Here is a 17,859-nt window from a genome sequence, read left to right on the forward strand (position 1 = left end):
CACTCAGAGGAAGCGGTAGCGGTCGGGACCGAGATCCCAGGGGTCCTTGCCGAGCAGCTCGGCGACGGCCCGGAAGACGCAACTCTCGACCATCATGCGCTGGTGCAGTTCGTCGTTCCGGTGCAGCTTGCTCATGCGCTGGATCGGGAGCCGGTAGAGGATGACCCGACGGCGCGCGCGGTCCACGAACCAGCGGTCGACGCCGTCCGTCCCGGAGTTCTGCGCGGGCATCGCGCCGACCTCGAAGCGGACGTCGGCGAGCTCCGCCGGCCACGCGCCGCGCAGGTAGTCGGCGGTCGTCGCCACCGTCAGGTCGAACTGGTCGATCCGTGTGTCGATCGGCGGGACGTCCGGCCCGACGACGCTCGAGCGTCCGTTGCGGCCGTGACGCGAGCGACGCCGCGAGAGCGCACCCCGCGTCTCCTCGTCAGCCTCCGCCATGGCTCCAGTCTAGGCGTCGTCCGGTCGCGCGTCCCGACCCCGATGGACGGCGAGCCGGGGCGCCTGATCCGCACCCGGGCGTTACGCTGGAGCAAATGGTAGACAGGATGTGTTCCAAGGTCGGCTGCTCACGCGAGCCCGTCGCGACGCTGACCTACGACTACCGGGACTCGATGGCGGTGCTCGGGCCGCTCAGCATCGAGAAGAGCCCGCACAGCTACGATCTCTGCTCCATCCATGCTGAACGATTGAGTGTGCCGCAGGGCTGGCGCGTCGTGAAGCACAGCGTCCTCGGCGACGTCGGCTACGGTTCCTGACCGGTCGACGGCGTCGACATGAAGGGCCGCGAGTGCCGGCTGTCTGCGAGAATGGCTGCATGAGTTCTTCCGCACCGACCGCCCCCACGACCACGCTCCCGTACAAGGTGGCCGATCTGTCGCTCGCCGAGGCCGGCCGCCACCAGCTCCGCCTCGCCGAGAACGAGATGCCCGGCCTCATGGCCCTCCGCGAGGAGTTCGGCGCCAGCCAGCCCCTCGCCGGAGCCCGGATCGCCGGCTCCCTGCACATGACGGTGCAGACCGCCGTGCTCATCGAGACGCTCGTGGCGCTCGGCGCCCAGGTCCGTTGGGCGAGCTGCAACATCTTCTCCACCCAGGACGAGGCCGCAGCGGCCGTCGCGGTCGGGCCGCAGGGCTCCGTCGACGCGCCGTCGGGCGTGCCGGTGTTCGCTTGGAAGGGCGAGACCCTCGAGGAGTACTGGTGGTGCACCGAGCAGATCTTCGACTGGTCGACGGAGGCCGCCGCGGTGGGAGCCGACTGGACCGGACCGAACCTCATCCTCGACGACGGCGGCGACGCGAGCATGCTCGTCCACCAGGGTCGCCGGTTCGAGCTCGCCGGCGCCGTCCCTGAGACGACGGCGACCGACAGCCACGAGTACAGCATCGTGCTCGACGTCCTGCGTCGTTCGCTCGCCGGAAGCACCGACCGGTGGACGAAGGTGGCCGCCGACATCCTCGGCGTGACCGAGGAGACCACCACCGGCGTGCACCGCTTGTACGAGCTGGCGAAGCAGGGGGAGTTGCTCTTCCCCGCGATCAACGTCAACGACTCGGTCACGAAGAGCAAGTTCGACAACAAGTACGGCATCCGCCACTCCCTGCCGGACGGGCTGAACCGCGCGACCGACGTGCTCATCGGCGGTAAGGTCGTCTTCGTCGCCGGCTACGGCGACGTCGGCAAGGGTGCGGCCGAGGCCCTCCGCGGCCAGGGTGCGCGGGTCATCGTCTCCGAGGTCGACCCGATCTGCGCGCTGCAGGCCGCGATGGACGGCTACCAGGTCGCGACGCTCGAGAGCGTCGCCTCCGAGGTCGACATCATCGTCACCTGCACGGGCAACTTCAACGTCGTGACGCTCGACCACATCCTGGCGCTCAAGCACCTCGCGATCGTCTCGAACGTCGGACACTTCGACAACGAGATCGACATGGCGTCGCTCGAGGCCCTCGAGGGCGCCGAGAAGATCGAGATCAAGCCGCAGGTCCACGAGTGGCGTCTGCCGACGGGACGCAGCGTCCTGGTGCTCAGCGAGGGTCGCCTGATGAACCTCGGCAACGCGACGGGTCACCCGTCCTTCGTCATGAGCAACTCCTTCACCAACCAGGTGCTCGCGCAGCTCGAGCTCTGGACCCGGATCGAGGAGTACCCGATCGGCGTGTACGTGCTCCCGAAGCACCTCGACGAGAAGGTGGCGCGGCTGCACCTGGACGCGCTCGGCGTCCAGCTGACGACGTTGACGGGTGAGCAGGCCGACTACATCGGCGTGTCCGTCGAAGGCCCCTACAAGGTCGACCACTACCGCTACTGAGCGGCCTCGCCGGTTCCCCGCCTCAGCGGTCGGGGAACCGGTGCGGCTGTCCGCTCAGCACCGGCTGCAGCAGGGCCAGCCGCTGGCGGGTGGCGAGCTGGGCCTGGTACTCACGCTCCCGGCGCACGACGGAGACACCGACGAGGAACGCCTCGGGCGGTGCGATCGGGAGCGGCGAGACGTACCGCGACACCTCCGCGGCGAGTTCGGCCGCGAGCCGGGTCCGGGTCGCCGGCGTCAGTGCGGCCGCCTGCTTGAGGAACTGCGACACCCGCCGCGCCAAGGGATCCGGCAGCCGCGCGACGTCCGCTCCCGCGGCCCACGGCGCGAGCTGTGGCGGGATCATCGCCACCGGCTCGACCACCCTCGGCAGCCGTTCGCGTTGACTGTACGTCCCGGCGAGGACGTCGCCGAGCCGCTTCGAGCGGGCACTGAGCAGACCGGAGAGCGCGGCGATCCCGCCGGCGGTCAGGTAGATCTCGAAGTACCCGGTCAGGGCGCGGATGAAGGCGTGCCGGAATCCGGGCGCTCCGCCGTCGTCTCGGACGATGCGGGCGCCGACGGCGAGTTTGCCCAGGGAACGACCTCGGGTGGCGATCTCGACGGCGGCGGGCAGGACGACGAGGCAGAGGACCGTCAACCCGAGCACGATCGCGGTGAACATCGCCGTGTCCATGGCGACGCCGGAGAGGAGCCACGAGAACATCGCCAGCATGAGGCCGACGAAGACGAGGATCGACACCGCATAGTCGATGAGCGCGCCGGCGGCCCGCAGGATGAACCCGGTGGGCCGGACGTCCAGAGCGACCGCCTCACCGGTGATCAGCTCGGTGCCGTCGTCCACCGACGACTCGTGCAGGGGGACCCGGGCCGGTTCGGACATGTGGACCATTCAAGCAGATGCCCGGAGCACCGGTCACGGAGCGTCCCCACCGCGTAGCATGGCTCCGATGGATCTCGACGCCTACTCCGCAGCCCACCGTCAGGAATGGGACCGCCTCGACGCGCTCGGGAAGCAGCGGTTCTTCAGCGGTCCGGAGGCGGACGAGCTGATCGACCGCTACCAGGCCGGGGCGACGCAGCTCTCAGCCATCAAGACGACGGCCGGGTCGACGCTCGTCGGCGACCGCCTGTCCGTCTCGCTGTCGCGGGCGCGTCTTCGGTTCACCGGTGCGAGTGCCAACGTGCTGTCGAGCGTTCCGCGGTTCTTCGTCCTGGCGTTGCCCGCCGCGCTCTACCGGGTCCGCTGGGTGACCCTCGCCGTCGCCGTCGCGACCGTCGTCATCGCGACGCTGTACGCCGTGTGGATCGCGGGCAACCCGCAGGTCCTCGCGAACCTCGGGACGGACGCGCAGCTCAAGCAGTACGTCGAGGACGACTTCGTCGCCTATTACTCCAACAACCCGGCGGCCAGCTTCGCCGGTCAGGTGTGGACGAACAACGCCTGGATCGCCGCCCAATGCGTGGCGTTCGGGATCAGCGGGGTGTGGGTGCCGTACATCATCGTCACCAACGCACAGGGTGTCGGCCAGGCTGCCGGGCTCATGTTCGCCTACGGCAAGGGCGACGTGTTCTTCGAGTACATCCTCCCGCACGGCATGCTCGAACTGACCGCGGTGTTCGTCGCGGCGGCGGCCGGCTTGCGGATCTTCTGGGCGTGGGTCGCACCAGGACCGAGGACGCGGGGACAGGCCCTCGCTGAAGAGGGCAGGGCCCTGTTCACGATCGCCATCGGGCTCGTGATCGTCCTGTTCGTCTCCGGCCTCGTCGAGGGGTTCGTGACCCCTGCACCCTGGCCGTGGGCCGTGAAGATGCTCATCGGCGGGGGAGCGCTCGCGGCGTTCCTGCTGTACATGTGCTGGTTGGGCGGGATCGCCTACCGCTCGGGTGAGCGCGGCGATCTGGCCGAGTTCGAAGCCGGCGCAAAGCGCATCGTCGCCGGCTGAGCCTTATTCGCCGGCTTCAGACCGTGCGCGGCGCTCGGCGTTCCGGGCGTTGACCCGGGCGTTCTCGGCGTTGACCTCGGCGTGCACCGCACGCTCCTGCACGAGCCAGGCCGGCAGGGTGCGGAGGAGTTCCTGGATCTGCTCGGTCGTCAGTGCCTCGGTGATCTCCGCGCGCGCGAGACCCGAGGTCGACACGCCCAGCTTGCGAGCGACGACGTCCCGCGGGTGCGGGCCGTTCTTCCGGAGTTCGACCAGCCAGTCGGCCGGGTTGGCCTGCAGCTCGAGGAAGGCGGACCGCGTGATGGGCTCCTCCTGGAACGACGCCGGCGTCGCCGGCAGGTAGACCCCGAGCTTCTTCGCCGCGGTTGCCGGTTTCATGATCTGTTCGCTCGCGCCCATCCGCTCAGCGTACCTCGCCGGAGCGCCCGCTCCCAACCGATCGCACCGCCTCGCCGACCGCCCTGCAGTAGTGTGGCAAGCCGAGCAGTGGAGGCTTCGATGGACAGGCAGGACGACCAGGGCGACGATTCCCGCATCGATGTCGAGGTCGACGGTGCCGATCACGACCAGGAAATTGCCACACCGGCGTTGACGGTCGCGTTCGCCCGGGGGGTCAATCCCGGGAAGTGGGCCCGCATCTGGAACGAGCGGCGGCCAGACGACGAACTCCGTCTGGTCCGAGTCGACCTCGACGAACAGCGGGACGTCCTCCGCTCCGGCGCGGCGGACGTGGCGCTCGTCCGCGTGCCCATCGACACCGAGGGCCTCAACATCATCGCCCTGTTCGAGGAGCTCCCAGTCGTCGTGTTCGCGAAGGGTGCTGCGCTCGGTGAGCACGACGCGGTGGACACCGCCGCACTCGCTGAGGAGCAGCTGATCATGGCACCCCTCGTGCTCGGGTGGGCGGAACAGGCGGACACGCTCGGGTTCGCGGCACCCGCCGCACCGCTCACCTCCGATCCGGAAGCGGCGATCGAGCTCGCGGCCTCTGAGGTCGGCATCGTCGTCGTCCCGCAGTCGGTCGCGAGGCTCCACCAGCGGAAGGACGTGGAGTACCGCCCGATCGTCGACCTCCCGCCCGTGCCCGTGCTGCTCGCGTGGCCTCGGGACCGCGAGGATGAGGCGCTCGAGGAGTTCATCGGCATCGTCCGAGGTCGGACGGCGAACAGCTCACGTCGGAGCGCACCGGCCGAGACCCCCGCGGCGGCCGCTCCGCAGCAGACCGGGAAGCGGCGGAAGCCGTCGAAGGCCGGCTCGACGCCGGGAACCGCCGCCGGGACGAGCCGCGGCGCCCAGCTCGCTGCGCGGAAGGCCAAGCAGGAGGCCCTCGCCCGGGAGCGCCGCAAGAAACGCAAGGGCCGCTGAGGCTCGTTCCGCTGCAGCGCCCGTCGCGCCAGTCCCACGGATCGGGATCGTCCTAGAGCCGCCCCGACGCCTTCAGCGCGATGTAGGCGTCGGCCAGGGCGGGGGGCAAGGTCTCCGGTGATCCGGTGACCACGTCCGCCCCGAGCTGCCTGATGGCCGCCGACACCCGCTCGATGTCGAGGAGCGCCCGTTCGGCGGAGGCCGCGCGGTAGACGCTCTCCCTGCTGCCGCGGTCCCGCGTCGCCTCGATCGTCGCCGGGTCGACGACGCTCGTCACGACCACCGTGTGCCGCTGCGTGAGTTGGGGGAGCACCGCGAGCAGCCCTCGTGCCGCGCCTGGAGCGTCGATCGACGTTTGCAGGACGACGAGTGCGCGCTGGTTCGTGATCTGCCTCACCTGGCCGGGGACCGCGTCCCAGTCGGTCTCGATGAGTTCCGGGTCGACGAGCGCCATCGCGTCGACCATCCGCGACAACAACTCTGGCCCGGTCGCACCCTGCACCCGACCCCGCACGCGTCGGTCGTAGGCGAGGTAGTCGATGCGGTCGCCGGCCCTCGTCGCCAACGCCGCCAGCAGCAACGCCGCTTCGAACGCGGTGTCGATGCGCGGCTCGTCGACGATGCGCGCTGCGGACGTCCGTCCGGTGTCGGTCACGATCACGACCCGGCGGTCGCGTTCGGGCCGCCACGTGCGGATCATGACGTCGCCACGCCTGGCGGTCGCGCGCCAGTCGATCGATCGCACGTCGTCGCCGCGCACGTATTCGCGCAGCGAGTCGAACTCGGTGCCCTGACCGCGCACCATGACACTCGTCGCGCCGTCGAGTTCGCGCAGGCGCGCGATGCGGCTCGGGAGGTGCTTCCGAGATGCGAACGCCGGGAGGACACGGAGGTGTCCCGGGCTGTTGAGCGTCGCCTGCCGCGCGAGGAGACCGAGCGGCCCGAACGAGCGCACCGTCACCTGCGACACCCGGCGCTCGCCGCGACGGAAGGGCGTGAGCACCAGGCTGACGCTCCGGCGCTCGCCGGGCGGGAGGTCGACACGGAGGCGGGCGGTCGGCGCCCCTGCCGACGGCTGCCAGGCGTCCCGCACGAGGGCGCGCACCCGACGGCCACCGCGGTTGGTCAGCAGGAGGGTGCTCGTCGCCGATTCGCCGAGCCGGATCCGCGACGGGAGCGCCCGTTGCAGGACGATCTCCCGCGGCGACCCGGCGAGGACGAGATCGAGGACGCCGAGGAGGGCGATGAGGCCGAGCCAGCCGGCGAACGCCCAGGCCGCGTCGTCCGTGAGCACACCGATCACCACGATCGGCACGATGCCGAACGCGACGAATGCGACGAACCTCCCGGTGACGGCCATCTAGATGGGGACCTGGACCTGCTGCATGATCGACCGCAGGATGGCGTCCACCGAGACGCCTTCGAGCTCCGCCTCCGGGCGCAACTGCATCCGGTGGCGCCAGACGGGGAGGACCATGGTCTGCACGTGGTCCGGGGTGATCGACTGATAGCCGCTCAACCAGGCCCAGGCCTTCGCCGACGCCAGCAGCGCGGTCGTCCCGCGGGGGCTGACGCCGAGCCGGACGGAGGGGCTCCGTCGTGTCGCGCGGGCGAGGTCGACGACGTACGCGAGGACGTCGGCGCTGGCACCGACCCGGCCGACCTCAACCTGTGCGGCACGGAGTTCGGCGGCTCCCATCACCGGGGTGACGCCGGCGGCGGCCAGGTCTCGGGGACTGAACCCGGCGGCGTGGCGGCGGAGCACCTCGACCTCGACGTCCCGCTCCGGAACGTCGAGCACGAGCTTCAGGAGGAATCGGTCGAGCTGCGCCTCTGGGAGCGTGTACGTGCCCTCGTACTCGATCGGGTTCTGCGTGGCGGCGACGATGAACGGGTCGGGGAGCGGCAGTGAACGGCCGTCGACGCTGACCTGGCGCTCCTCCATCGCCTCGAGCAGGGCTGACTGGGTCTTCGGAGGCGTCCGGTTGATCTCGTCCGCCAAGAGGATGTTCGTGAAGACGGGGCCCTCGCGGAACTCGAACTCGCCGGTCTTCGCGTCGTAGACGAGCGATCCGGTGACGTCGCCCGGCATCAGGTCAGGGGTGAACTGCACGCGCTTCGTGTCGAGGCTCAGGGCGTGACTGAGCGATCGGACGAGCAGCGTCTTGGCGACGCCGGGCACACCCTCGAGGAGCGCGTGTCCCTTGGCGAGGAGGGCGATCACGAGGCCGGTGACGGCGGCGTCCTGGCCCACCACGGCCTTGCCGACCTCCACGCGCACCTGGGCGAGTGCGCGTCGGAGGTCGTCGGGGCTCGGGGTGGTGGTTCGGGGCGCTGGGGCGTCGGTCATGGATGGTTCCTTCCGGTGAGGTCCGTGGCGCGGGCGACGGCGGCTTCGAGATCGAGCAGGTGATCGGAGAGGGCGACGAGCTCGGCGTCACGCGTGGGGTCGGCGTCGAGGAGGACGGCGCGGACGTGCCTGGGGTCGAGACCGGCCACGCCGGCGACCGTGTCGGCGACCTCGACGACCGAGGCGTGACGGGAGAGCCCCGTGGCGACCGCAAGGCGGGAGACGGTCCCGATGCGCAGTGCGTCGAGTGCACGTCGGCGGTTCGCGGAGCGCTGGTAGAGCCGCGCACGACCCTCCATCGTCTCGCTCGCCCGGACCGCCACCGGCAGGTCCTCGATGACGAGCGGACCGAACCGGCGCCCGCGCCAGATCATGGCGAGGAGCGCGGTGATGACGACGGTGCCGGTGACCCCGGCGACCCAGCCCGGGGTCAGTTCGTCGAGGCTGGGCGGGCCCGTCACGGGTACGTCGGCGAGGCTCGGGAGATACCAGACCAGCTGCTCGGTGCCGCCGAGTAGCCCGAGGGCCAGCGCCGCGTTCCCGGCTCGGTCGACGAGGTCGTTCGTGAGCGCGTCCGCCGATCCGAGCAGCACCCGTTCGCCGTCGTCCTGCGAGATCACGGCACTCCCGCCGGTGTCTCCGGTGAAGCACGCTTCGGTGTCGTCGTCCGTCGACGTGTACAACGTCCACCCGCCCGTGACCGACTCGGCGCGGTCGGCGGTGTCGTCTGCGCAGTCCGCTGTGAGGACCTCCGTGGCGTCGGCACTGCCGGCGAAGGACACCCCGGGGAAGAGGGCGCGGAGCACCGATGCTCGCGGCGTGACCACGACGAGTCGGGCGTCGGCGTCGCTCAGCCGCTCGAGCTGCTCAGCGTCCAGCAGGCCGGTCGGATCGAAATACAACACGGTGCTCTCCGCGTCCTCGACCGCTTCGAGCGTCGCGTCGAGGGTCGTCGTCTCGCTCACGGTGACCCCCTCCTGGCGGAGGACCTGGGCGAGCGCCCGTCCGCCGTTCGGAGTCTGGTTGCCGGGGCTCAGGAGGGCGGCGTCGATGGAGGCGCCGCGGGTCACGAACATGAGGACGAGCGCGACGCCGATCGCGAACACCGCCGCGATGATCCAGAACCGGCTCCGTCGCAGTCTCGTACGGAGCCGCGGCGTGGCGACGTCGGGTTCTGGCTGCTGCTCCGCAGTGGGTTTCGTCGTGAGGGTCACCGCAGGACGTCCTCCGGCTCGGCGAGGAAGGCGGGTGCCGCTGTGGCGAGTCGGGCGTCCAGGGCCTCGAGCTCGCGGTACTGCTCCTCGGTGCCGGTCGCAGCGAGGTACCGGACGGCGTCGAAGACGTCGGCCGCCCGCTCGAGCGCGCGTCCCTCGGCGGGGAACGCCGCCGCCGCCTGGGCCGCGAAGCCGTGTGCCGTGGTGCCGGGGGACACCACCACGATCGTCCGCTCGGAGAGTCCACGGGCGATGGCGCGGTAGAGCTCCTGCAATGCCACGGTCCAGTCGCCGGCACCGGCCGCCGTCCTCGCATCGCGTCGCAGCTGATCGGCGGTCCGGTCGTCGCGCTCGCCGAACAGGTCCAGCTGCCGGGTGCTCCGCCGGTTGATGCGCGGGACGCCCCAGACGATGAACGCGATCACGATGCCGACGACGACCACCGTCATCGCGATGATCGGGAAGAGCCCGGTGAACGGTCCGTCGCCCGGCACCCGGAGGGAGTTGACCCAGTCCCAGAACGCCTTCGAGATGATGTCCCACAGGGACGGTTGCGCCGTCTGGTACTCGGGCTTCGACAGCTCGCGTTGCAGGAGGTCACGTGCGCCCGGCGCGTCCGGGACGAGCGGGACGTCGAGTCGCGAGGTGAGGACCAACGGGTTCATCGGGGCGCTTTACCCCCGGCGGCAGCGAGGTCGAACGGGTTGTCGACCGCCTCGCGGCCACCGGCCCTGGCTTCCACGAAGCGCGCCAGATCGAGGTCGAGCCCCTCCTTCCGCATCCGCAGGTCGATGTAGATCACGGCGGAGGTGGCGCTGATGACGACGACCGTGATCGCGCCGATGATGACGGAGACGAGCAGGGACAGGCCCTGAGCGGCGATGGTCGCCACGATCATCGTCGCCTCGGAGTCGACACCGACGAGGATCACGGGCACGAAGCTCGCGAGCAGACTGATGGGCGTCGCGACGACCTGCGAGGCGACGCTGACGACCGAGGAGACGAGGAACTGGACGCCGAACGTCCGCCAGAAGTACCCGTCGGTCAGGCGCCACGACCGCGCCAGCGCGGGGAACACCCGACTGTTCTCCAGGACGATGATGCTCGGCGTGAGGGAGAACTTCGTCCCCAACCAGGCCGATGCGACGACCAGCACCAGGAGCGCCGCGATCGCCATGAGCACGGTCAGGACCACGCCGGCTCTGCCGCCGAGTCCGGTGAGGACGAACCCGAGGCCGACCGCGACGGCGATGAAGACGGTCACGACGCCGATGAGGAGGAAGGTGTAGCCGATGAGCGGGAGGAAGCGCTTCTTGGTGCGACGCCAGAGGACCCCGAGCGGCAGCTTCTCGCCGAGGGTGCCGCGGGCGACCTCCTGGGCGATGAGGCCCTGCAGGATCGCGCTCCCGGCGATCGAGACCGCGATCGGGATGAGCGAGGAGAGGATGATCGCCGTGATCCCGCCGGCCCCGATGGCGTCCTCCTCGCCGGGGGCCGCCTGCGACAGTCGGCTGAAAGAGAGCCAGGCGACGAGGCCCACGATGACGAGGGAGAGGACCGCGGTGAGGCCCTGGAAGAGCAGCGCGCTCCCGAACGTCGCCTTCGGGTTCCGGCGCAGGACGAGGAAGGGGGCACCGAAGAGGTCGCTGAAGGACAGCGGGCGGAGCGGGATGAGTCCCGGCTTGGGCGGGGGAGCCCAGCCCTGCTGTGGACCGGGGGCCCACTGCGCGGCGTTCGCGTAGGGGTTCGCGTCGTAGCCGGCGCTCGGAGCCGCCTGAGGGGTGCCGTACCCGGGCTGCTGAGAGGGGGCGGACGGCTGGGTGTATGCAGGCTGCCCGTACGGAGGCTGCTGTCCGTACCCCGGCTGTTGTCCGTAGGGAGGCTGCTGTCCGTACCCGGGCTGCTGTCCGTATCCCGGCTGCTGGCCGTATCCGGCCTGCTGCTGCGAGTATCCGGAGGGTTGTGGGTACCCGGGCTGCTGCGGTGTCTGTCGGGGTGGCGTCTGTGCCGACCCGTCCGGTCGCTGCGGTTCCTCGGGGTTCGTCCACGGGGCCTGACCCTGATCGCCCATCTCGCCCCCGGCTCGCTGTTCACCGTCCATCAGCAGCACCCCCTCGCCGTCTCGAACCCCTCCATGTTGTCACACCGGGCCGGTCCGCGATCGGTCCTTCGGCGGTTCCGGGGGACAGTTCGACTACGCTGAGGCGAGACGTAAGGACACCGGTCAGGCAGCGCGGCCGGCCGGTCACACCCGAGACGGAGCTATGAACGCACGCATCCTCGTCGTCGACGACGACACCGCACTCGCCGAGATGATCGGCATCGTCCTGCGCACCGAGGGTTTCGAGCCGTCGTTCTGCGCGGACGGCAGCGGCGCGCTCCAGGCGTTCCGCGACACGAAGCCCGACCTCGTCCTGCTCGACCTCATGCTCCCCGGGATCGACGGGATCGAGGTCTGTCGCCTGATCCGGCAGGAGTCCGGCGTCCCCGTCATCATGCTGACCGCGAAGTCCGACACCGCGGATGTGGTCAAGGGCCTCGAATCCGGAGCCGACGACTACATGGTCAAGCCCTTCAACCCGAAGGAGCTCGTGGCACGGATCCGCACGCGGTTGCGCGCCCCGGCCGCCGACCTCGCCGAGACGCTCCGCATCGGGGACCTCACCGTCGACGTCGCCGGCCACGAGGTCCGTCGCGCCGACGGCGTCATCGGACTCACCCCGCTGGAGTTCGACCTGCTGCTCGCGCTCGCGAGCAAGCCGCAGCAGGTGTTCACCCGCGAGATGCTGCTCGAGCAGGTGTGGGGGTACCACTACAAGGCCGACACCCGGCTCGTGAACGTGCACGTGCAACGGCTCCGCGCCAAGGTCGAGGAAGACCCGGACAACCCCAAGATCGTCATGACGGTCCGCGGCGTCGGGTACCGCGCCGGCGCCGTCACCGGCTGATCCGACATGGCCTCCCGACTCGCCGGCTGGGCGGCCGACTGGCGTCTCTGGCGGACGTGGCCGCAGCAGCTGCGCTCGCAGTGGCGGCGCTCGCTGCAGTTCCGGACCGTCGCCATCACCGTCGGGCTGTCAGGGCTCGCCATCCTCCTGACGGGTGCCTACCTCTCCTTCAGCATCGGGAACGACCTCTTCCAGTCCCGGCTGCAGCAGGCGCTCGCCGGTTCCAGTCGAGCCATCGCCTCGGCGCAGAGCATCCTCGACGCCTCGGATGCCAGCGAGCGGGTCGCCCTGCAGCAGCTGATGGGAACGGTGCGGACCGACCTCCAGACCACGTCCGGCAGCAGCCTGATCGCCGCCTACCGCGCTCCGGGTCAGGACTTCAGCCAGGTGACCCCGCCGGGCTTCGAATCACCCGGGCTCGCCGGTGGCGTGATCTCGGACGAACTCACCGAGGCGGTCCGAGCCGACCCGGACACGCTCCAGTGGCAGTCGGTCACCCTGACCACCGCGGACGGCTCGTCGACCGCCGGCATCGTCGTCGGCTCGGAGGTGTCGATGCCGACCGCGGGGTCGTACGAGATCTACCTCGGGTACGACCTGAACGAGTCGGAGCAGACGCTCGGGTTCGTCCAACGCACCCTGTTCCTCGCCGGTGTCGGCCTGATGATCCTCGTCGGCGGCGCGGCGTGGTTCATCGTGCGGTTCGTCGCGACGCCCATCCGCTCCGCCGCCGAGACGAGCCAACGCCTCGCCGGTGGTGACCTCGACGTCCGCATGCCGGAGAAGGGTGAGGACGAGCTCGCCACGCTTGCCAGGTCCTTCAACGGCATGGCCGCGAGCATGCAGAAACAGATCAAGGAACTGGCCGAGCTCTCGCTCGTGCAGCAGCGGTTCGTCTCGGACGTCTCCCATGAGCTGCGCACGCCGCTCACGACGATCCGGCTCGCCGGCGACGTGCTCTACGACCAGCGGGACTCGTTCCCCCCGGCGACGGAGCGGACGGCGGAGCTGCTGCACGACCAGGTGGGCCGGTTCGAGATCCTGCTCGCCGACCTGCTCGAGATCAGCCGGTACGACGCGGGGAGCATCGAGCTCGATCTCGAGCCGACGAGCCTCGTCCATCTTGCGGAAGAGGTCGTCGACGAGCTGCGTCCCCTCGCGGAGCCGACCGGGTCGGATCTCCGCATCGTCGCGCCCGGCGGGTACTCGGCGGTCCCGATGGACCCACGCCGCATCCGTCGGATCGTGCGCAATCTCATCGGCAACGCCATCGAGCACGGTGAGGGGAAACCGATCGTGGTGTCGGTCGACAGCAACGAGTCCTCGGTCGCCATCGCCGTCCGGGACTACGGCCAGGGCATGACCCCCGAGGCGACGGAGCGGGTGTTCGACCGCTTCTGGCGCGCGGACCCGTCGCGCAAACGGACCATCGGTGGAACGGGTCTCGGGCTCGCCATCTCCCTCGAGGACGCGATCCTCCACGAGGGCTGGCTGGAGGTCTGGTCCGAGCCGGCGGGCGGTTCGTCGTTCCGCCTCACGATCCCGCGCGAGCCGGGGACGGAGATCGTGCGATCGCCGATCAGTCTGCCCCCGGACGACGCGATCGAGTCCATCGTCGACGAGCTGACCGCCCCGACGACGCGTTCGCTCCAGACGGTGACCGCACCCGACGACGATGAGGAGGATGCACGTGGTTGACCGCTCCGCACGACCTCGAAGACGATCCGTCGCGCGTCGGCTCGCCGCCGCCGCCCTCCCGGTGCTGCTCGTCGCGGTGCTCTCCGCCTGCGTCGGCATCCCTCGTGGCGGCTCGGTGCAGGACGGCGGCACCGTCGGAGGTGGCGATGGCGATGTGGACGTCAACTTCATCGCGCCAGGCCCGACGGAGGGCGCGACCCAGGAGCAGATCCTGCGCGGCTTCGTCGACGCGGCCGCGAGTCCGCAGAACAACTACGAGATCGCCCGCGAGTTCCTCGCACCGGAGCTCCGGTCCGACTGGGATCCCGACGCCGGGGTGACGATCGACCAGGGCGGACGGACGTTCGCGCCCGTCGCCGACGCGGTGCAGCTGACGGTCAGCCCCGTGGCCGCGGTGGACGACCGCGGCGAGTACCGGGAATCGGCGAACTCCTCGCCCCTCAGCTGGACGTACGGGTTCATCCAGGTGCGGGGGGAGTGGCGCATCGCGTCCGCCCCACCCGGCATCGTGCTCGAGGCCTCGACCTTCGCCGACGTCTTCGCGGCGTACTCGCTGAGCTACTTCGACCCGAGCTACACGCGACTCGTGCCCGACCAGCGGTGGTTCCCGTCCCGGGCATCCACGGCGACGCGGATCGTCGGGGCGCTGCTCGACGGGCCCGCGGAGTGGTTGAAGGGCGCGGTCGCGACGGCGTTCCCCGAGGGGACGTCACTCACGAGCGACGCGGTCCCGGTCGAGGCGGGTACCGCCCGCGTGGACCTCACCAAACCTGCCTTGCAGGCCGACGCCGTCACCCTCCAGCGGATGCAGCTCCAGCTGACGAGCAGTCTCGTGCAGCTGTCCGGCAGCGTGGGCGGTGTCGCAGCGGTCTCGAACGTCGCGATCACCGTGGTCGGCAACTCGACCCAGACGGTGTCACCGTTGACGCTCGCCGCACCACGCGTCGACCCTAGGGCGCTCGTGCAGCGCGGTGACGAGTTCGGCTTCGCCTCCGGCGACGGGATCGAGACGGTGCCGGGGATCTCGGCGGCGGTCGTCGCGGCCGGAGCGGACGCGGCGGTGCTCTCGGCCGACCACGACCAGGCGGCGGTGCGGTCCGCGGCGGGCGTCACGGTCGTCCAGGCCGACGGCGACGTCCGGCTGGTGGACGACCGGCCGGGGCTGCTGCCGCCGACCATGGATCCGTTCGGGTTCACCTGGACCGTCCCGGCCTCCGCACCCACGGCGCTGCTCGCGCACGACGCCGCCGGTGGCACGGTCCAGGTCACCACGAGCTGGACGGGTGCGTCCACGATCGACTCGATCCAGGTCTCCAGGGAGGGGACCCGTCTGGTCGCTCTCCTGCGTGACGGGACCCAGTCCCGACTGGTGGCCGCGGCGATCATCCGCGGGGATCGGAACGCGCCGTTGCGACTCGGCGACCCCGTCGAGCTCCGCGTGATGTCCTCGGCGGCGAAGACCGTCACCTGGGTCGACGACATCACGGTCGCCGTGCTCCTCGACGGCGACGATCAGACGACGATCCTCACGCAGCAGATCGGCGGGCGCTCGGCGCCGGTGCCGCCGCTGGCGAACGTGACGACCCTCGTCGGCGGGAACGGACTCACCCAGCTCCGGGCGCTCACGAGCGATGGCCGGCTCCTGCTCCCGCGGGGATCGAGCTGGCAGGAGGCGGGCGGTGACGTCCGGTTCATCGCGACGCAATTGGGTTCGCCCGACTGAGCGACTGCGCTCCACACCGTGCCGCCGGCCCGTCGGCGTGCCCGATCGATCGATCCTGCCCCGCGACGTCCCGGCGGCGCAGGATCATCGGAGCATGACTTCGACGCTCGATCAACAGGCGGCCCTCGATGCGACCCGGGCGGCCTGTCTCGACGCCTGGGCGTTGCTCGTGCCCGTGGTGTGCGCCGGTTGCGGGTCTCCCGACCGCGGCCTCTGCGACCGGTGTCGCACCCGTCTGTGTGCACCGGACGAGCCCGGGGGCGACGCCCGGGTTCGCTGGTCTTGCCCTGACGGCACCCCGGGCCTCGCTGCTCGTCGGTACGACGCGCTCGTCGGCGCCGTCCTGCTCGCCTACAAGGAGGACGCACGGGTCGGGCTCGTCCGGCCGCTGGCCGCAGCGCTGGAACCCGCGTTCCGGCTCGCGATGGCCGAGGCGGCACGAGGTACCGATGTTGTCGCCCCCGAGATCGCGACCGTCCCGGCCAGACGACGCGCCGCGCGGGAGCGGGGCTTCCATCCGGTGGAGCGGATCGTCCGGCGGCTCGGCGCCCGACCACACCGACCGCTCCGGTGGGTCCGTGAGCCGGCCGATCAACGCGACTTCGGCCGCGTCGAGCGGTTCGCGAACCTGGACGGTGCACTCGTCGCGCGTGAACCGCTCGACGGCCGTCGGTTCCTCCTCGTCGAGGACGTCGTCACGACCGGCGCCACGGTCTCGGAGGCGATCCGCGCGGTCCACGCGGCGGGTGGTGTCGTGGCCGGTGTCGTCGCGCTCGCCCGGGTCGACGGGTGAACGGTCGAGGTACCGGACAGCCGCCGGGTGAACACACACCGAACTCTGCTGATGACTTCCGCAGCCTCGGGCACTACGGTGGCAGAACGGCGCGAATGACCGCCCGAGACCGGGTGGTCAGCCGGATGAGGAGGTCGAACGTGGATATCAACATCGTCGGACTTGGACTCGGCATCACCGATCGGTTCCGCGAGTACGCGACCGAGAAGGCGGAGAAGGTCGCCCATCTGGTCGAGCAGGCACAGTCGCTCGACATCAAGGTGTCCCGCCACAACGACGCCAATGGTCGCAAGGGTGAGGACCGCGTGGAGCTCACGCTCGTGGGACCCGGGCCGCTGGTCCGGGCGGAGTCGACCGGCTCCGACAAGTACGTCGCCTTCGACCTGGCGATCGCTCGCATGCTCGAGCGCGTCCGCCGGTCCAAGGACCGCAAGCAGGAACACCGCGGCAAGCACCGGACCTCCCTGCATGCGGCGAGCAGCGAGGGCTTCAGCGGGGTCGACATCACGCCCGCGGCACCGGAGCTCATCGAGCAGGTCGCGACCGGGAGCGTCGCGACGCTGACCCGAGAGGACGAGGAACCCGAGGCGTACTCGCCCGTCGTGATCCGCACGAAGGAGTTCCCCGCCGAGTGGATGAGCCTCGAGGAGGCGGTGGACCGCATGGAACTCGTCGGTCACGACTTCTTCCTGTTCATCGACGCCGCCTCGGAGCGCGCGAGCGTCGTGTACCGCCGGAAGGGCTGGGACTACGGCGTGATCAGCCTCGAGGACGGCTCGAAGTAACGTCAGCTCCACCCGCCGACGCGGTCGCCCGGTTCGCCGGGCGGCCGCGTCGTGGTGTGTCGGTCCCGACGTCGAAGGCGGGGTCGCGCGCGCGCAGTCGTGCCGACGTCGCCGCGAGCCACTCGAGTTCCGCGGCGGCGCGTCGGCGCCGCGCGTCCAGGCCGATCCACGCGATGTCGCCCTGCGGGGTCGGTGGGAGGGCGGCGAGCGTGCTGTCGAGGTCCTGGGCGAGGTCGAGGGTCCACGCCTGCTGCACCGCGATCACGCCGTGGGCGTCGACCCCGCGCAACGACGCCGCGAGCGCGACCTTGTTCGGGAGTTCGTCCCGTGAGGCGCCCGTGGTGACCGGTGTCGACCACCAGGTGTCGAGGACGGACAAGCCGGCAGTCGTGATCCGGTAGAAGACGTGACCCTGCGCGTTCACCGCGGCGCGTTCGACGAGCCCGTCGCGCTCGAGTCGATCGAGGGTCGCGTAGGCCTGGCCGACGTTGAGCGCCGTCGTCGGCGTCGTCCGGCGGTCGAACTCCGCGCGCAGCCGGTACCCGTAGTCGTCGCCGGAGGCCAGGATCGCGAGGAGACCGTGCTTGACCGACATCGAACCTCCCACATATACCTACGCCGTATGGTGTGACCAGCCTACTGAGCGGACCGTCGCGCGGGACGGCGGCGCTCCGAGGACATCGGCGGACGGCCGATACACAGGGTCCACTCAAGCGACTCACCGCTAAC

The 17,859-nt window shown here is 70.6% G+C and carries 18 protein-coding genes; 9 read left to right on the forward strand and 9 right to left on the reverse strand.

Annotated features, from left to right (window positions below; genetic code table 11):
* Positions 1-3: 3 nt before the first annotated feature.
* A complete protein-coding gene (locus QRN27_RS08135; RefSeq protein WP_285041631.1) occupies positions 4-441 on the reverse strand; it encodes a metallopeptidase family protein in 438 nt (145 codons plus the stop codon).
* Between the two features lie 107 nt (positions 442-548).
* Between QRN27_RS08135 and QRN27_RS08140 the strand changes: the two genes are divergently transcribed.
* Together QRN27_RS08140 and ahcY are read left to right on the forward strand one after the other, a co-directional pair.
* On the forward strand, positions 549-758 hold the full coding sequence (locus QRN27_RS08140) for a DUF3499 family protein (RefSeq protein WP_369796492.1): 210 nt from the start codon (positions 549-551) through the stop codon (positions 756-758).
* Positions 759-817: 59 nt separating this feature from the next.
* Positions 818-2,308 (forward strand): adenosylhomocysteinase, encoded by a 1,491-nt coding sequence (gene ahcY, locus QRN27_RS08145; protein ID WP_285041634.1) that lies wholly within the window; start codon positions 818-820, stop codon positions 2,306-2,308.
* Positions 2,309-2,330: 22 nt separating this feature from the next.
* Here ahcY and QRN27_RS08150 read toward each other — a convergent pair whose 3' ends face one another.
* A complete protein-coding gene (locus tag QRN27_RS08150; RefSeq protein WP_285041636.1) occupies positions 2,331-3,191 on the reverse strand; it encodes an RDD family protein in 861 nt (286 codons plus the stop codon).
* A 67-nt stretch (positions 3,192-3,258) separates the two neighbouring features.
* On the opposite strand from QRN27_RS08150, the gene QRN27_RS08155 reads away from it, so the two are divergent.
* The gene (locus tag QRN27_RS08155) at positions 3,259-4,254 is read left to right on the forward strand and encodes a stage II sporulation protein M (protein WP_194670635.1); all 996 of its coding nucleotides are present in this window, start codon (positions 3,259-3,261) and stop codon (positions 4,252-4,254) included.
* 3 nt (positions 4,255-4,257) lie between these two features.
* On the opposite strand, the gene QRN27_RS08160 is transcribed toward QRN27_RS08155, so the two are convergent.
* On the reverse strand, positions 4,258-4,653 hold the full coding sequence (locus QRN27_RS08160) for a DUF5997 family protein (protein WP_056012681.1): 396 nt from the start codon (positions 4,651-4,653) through the stop codon (positions 4,258-4,260).
* 99 nt (positions 4,654-4,752) lie between these two features.
* Here QRN27_RS08160 and QRN27_RS08165 point away from each other — a divergent pair, with 99 nt between their 5' ends.
* Positions 4,753-5,619 carry a LysR family substrate-binding domain-containing protein gene (locus tag QRN27_RS08165; protein ID WP_285041639.1) on the forward strand — a complete coding sequence of 289 codons (867 nt, stop codon included), beginning with the start codon at positions 4,753-4,755 and terminating at the stop codon, positions 5,617-5,619.
* A gap of 52 nt (positions 5,620-5,671) precedes the next feature.
* Here the strand turns inward: QRN27_RS08165 and QRN27_RS08170 are convergent, their stop codons facing one another.
* From QRN27_RS08170 to QRN27_RS08190, 5 genes are read right to left on the reverse strand one after another with little or no spacing between them, the layout of a single operon-like run.
* Positions 5,672-6,979, reverse strand: a complete 1,308-nt coding sequence (locus QRN27_RS08170) for a DUF58 domain-containing protein (RefSeq protein WP_285041641.1) — start codon at positions 6,977-6,979, stop codon at positions 5,672-5,674.
* A complete protein-coding gene (locus tag QRN27_RS08175) occupies positions 6,980-7,969 on the reverse strand; it encodes an AAA family ATPase (RefSeq protein ID WP_285041643.1) in 990 nt (329 codons plus the stop codon). It lies immediately after the preceding gene.
* The gene (locus tag QRN27_RS08180) at positions 7,966-9,183 is read right to left on the reverse strand and encodes a DUF4350 domain-containing protein (RefSeq protein ID WP_285041645.1); all 1,218 of its coding nucleotides are present in this window, start codon (positions 9,181-9,183) and stop codon (positions 7,966-7,968) included. Before QRN27_RS08180 ends, QRN27_RS08175 begins: the two co-directional genes overlap by 4 nt.
* Positions 9,180-9,848 (reverse strand): DUF4129 domain-containing protein, encoded by a 669-nt coding sequence (locus tag QRN27_RS08185; protein ID WP_285041647.1) that lies wholly within the window; start codon positions 9,846-9,848, stop codon positions 9,180-9,182. The genes QRN27_RS08180 and QRN27_RS08185 overlap by 4 nt, the downstream gene beginning before the upstream one ends.
* Entirely contained in the window at positions 9,845-11,284 is a 1,440-nt protein-coding gene (locus QRN27_RS08190; protein ID WP_285041649.1) for a DUF7847 domain-containing protein, read from the reverse strand. The genes QRN27_RS08185 and QRN27_RS08190 overlap by 4 nt, the downstream gene beginning before the upstream one ends.
* A gap of 163 nt (positions 11,285-11,447) precedes the next feature.
* On the opposite strand from QRN27_RS08190, the gene mtrA reads away from it, so the two are divergent.
* From mtrA to hpf, 5 genes are all read left to right on the forward strand, one after another.
* Positions 11,448-12,131, forward strand: a complete 684-nt coding sequence (gene mtrA, locus QRN27_RS08195) for an MtrAB system response regulator MtrA (protein WP_056012662.1) — start codon at positions 11,448-11,450, stop codon at positions 12,129-12,131.
* A 6-nt stretch (positions 12,132-12,137) separates the two neighbouring features.
* Positions 12,138-13,829 (forward strand): MtrAB system histidine kinase MtrB, encoded by a 1,692-nt coding sequence (gene mtrB / locus QRN27_RS08200; protein ID WP_194670629.1) that lies wholly within the window; start codon positions 12,138-12,140, stop codon positions 13,827-13,829.
* Positions 13,822-15,552: an LpqB family beta-propeller domain-containing protein gene (locus QRN27_RS08205; RefSeq protein ID WP_285041652.1), complete on the forward strand. Its 1,731-nt coding sequence runs from the start codon at positions 13,822-13,824 to the stop codon at positions 15,550-15,552. The genes mtrB and QRN27_RS08205 overlap by 8 nt, the downstream gene beginning before the upstream one ends.
* A gap of 94 nt (positions 15,553-15,646) precedes the next feature.
* The gene (locus QRN27_RS08210) at positions 15,647-16,345 is read left to right on the forward strand and encodes a ComF family protein (RefSeq protein WP_285041654.1); all 699 of its coding nucleotides are present in this window, start codon (positions 15,647-15,649) and stop codon (positions 16,343-16,345) included.
* Between the two features lie 140 nt (positions 16,346-16,485).
* Positions 16,486-17,130 carry a ribosome hibernation-promoting factor, HPF/YfiA family gene (hpf, locus tag QRN27_RS08215; protein WP_056012652.1) on the forward strand — a complete coding sequence of 215 codons (645 nt, stop codon included), beginning with the start codon at positions 16,486-16,488 and terminating at the stop codon, positions 17,128-17,130.
* Here the strand turns inward: hpf and QRN27_RS08220 are convergent.
* On the reverse strand, positions 17,105-17,725 hold the full coding sequence (locus QRN27_RS08220) for a PadR family transcriptional regulator (RefSeq protein ID WP_285041655.1): 621 nt from the start codon (positions 17,723-17,725) through the stop codon (positions 17,105-17,107). The genes hpf and QRN27_RS08220 overlap by 26 nt on opposite strands.
* Positions 17,726-17,859 lie beyond the last annotated feature (134 nt).

The sequence above is a fragment of the Plantibacter sp. LMC-P-059a genome (assembly GCF_030209505.1).
GTDB lineage: Bacteria > Actinomycetota > Actinomycetes > Actinomycetales > Microbacteriaceae > Plantibacter.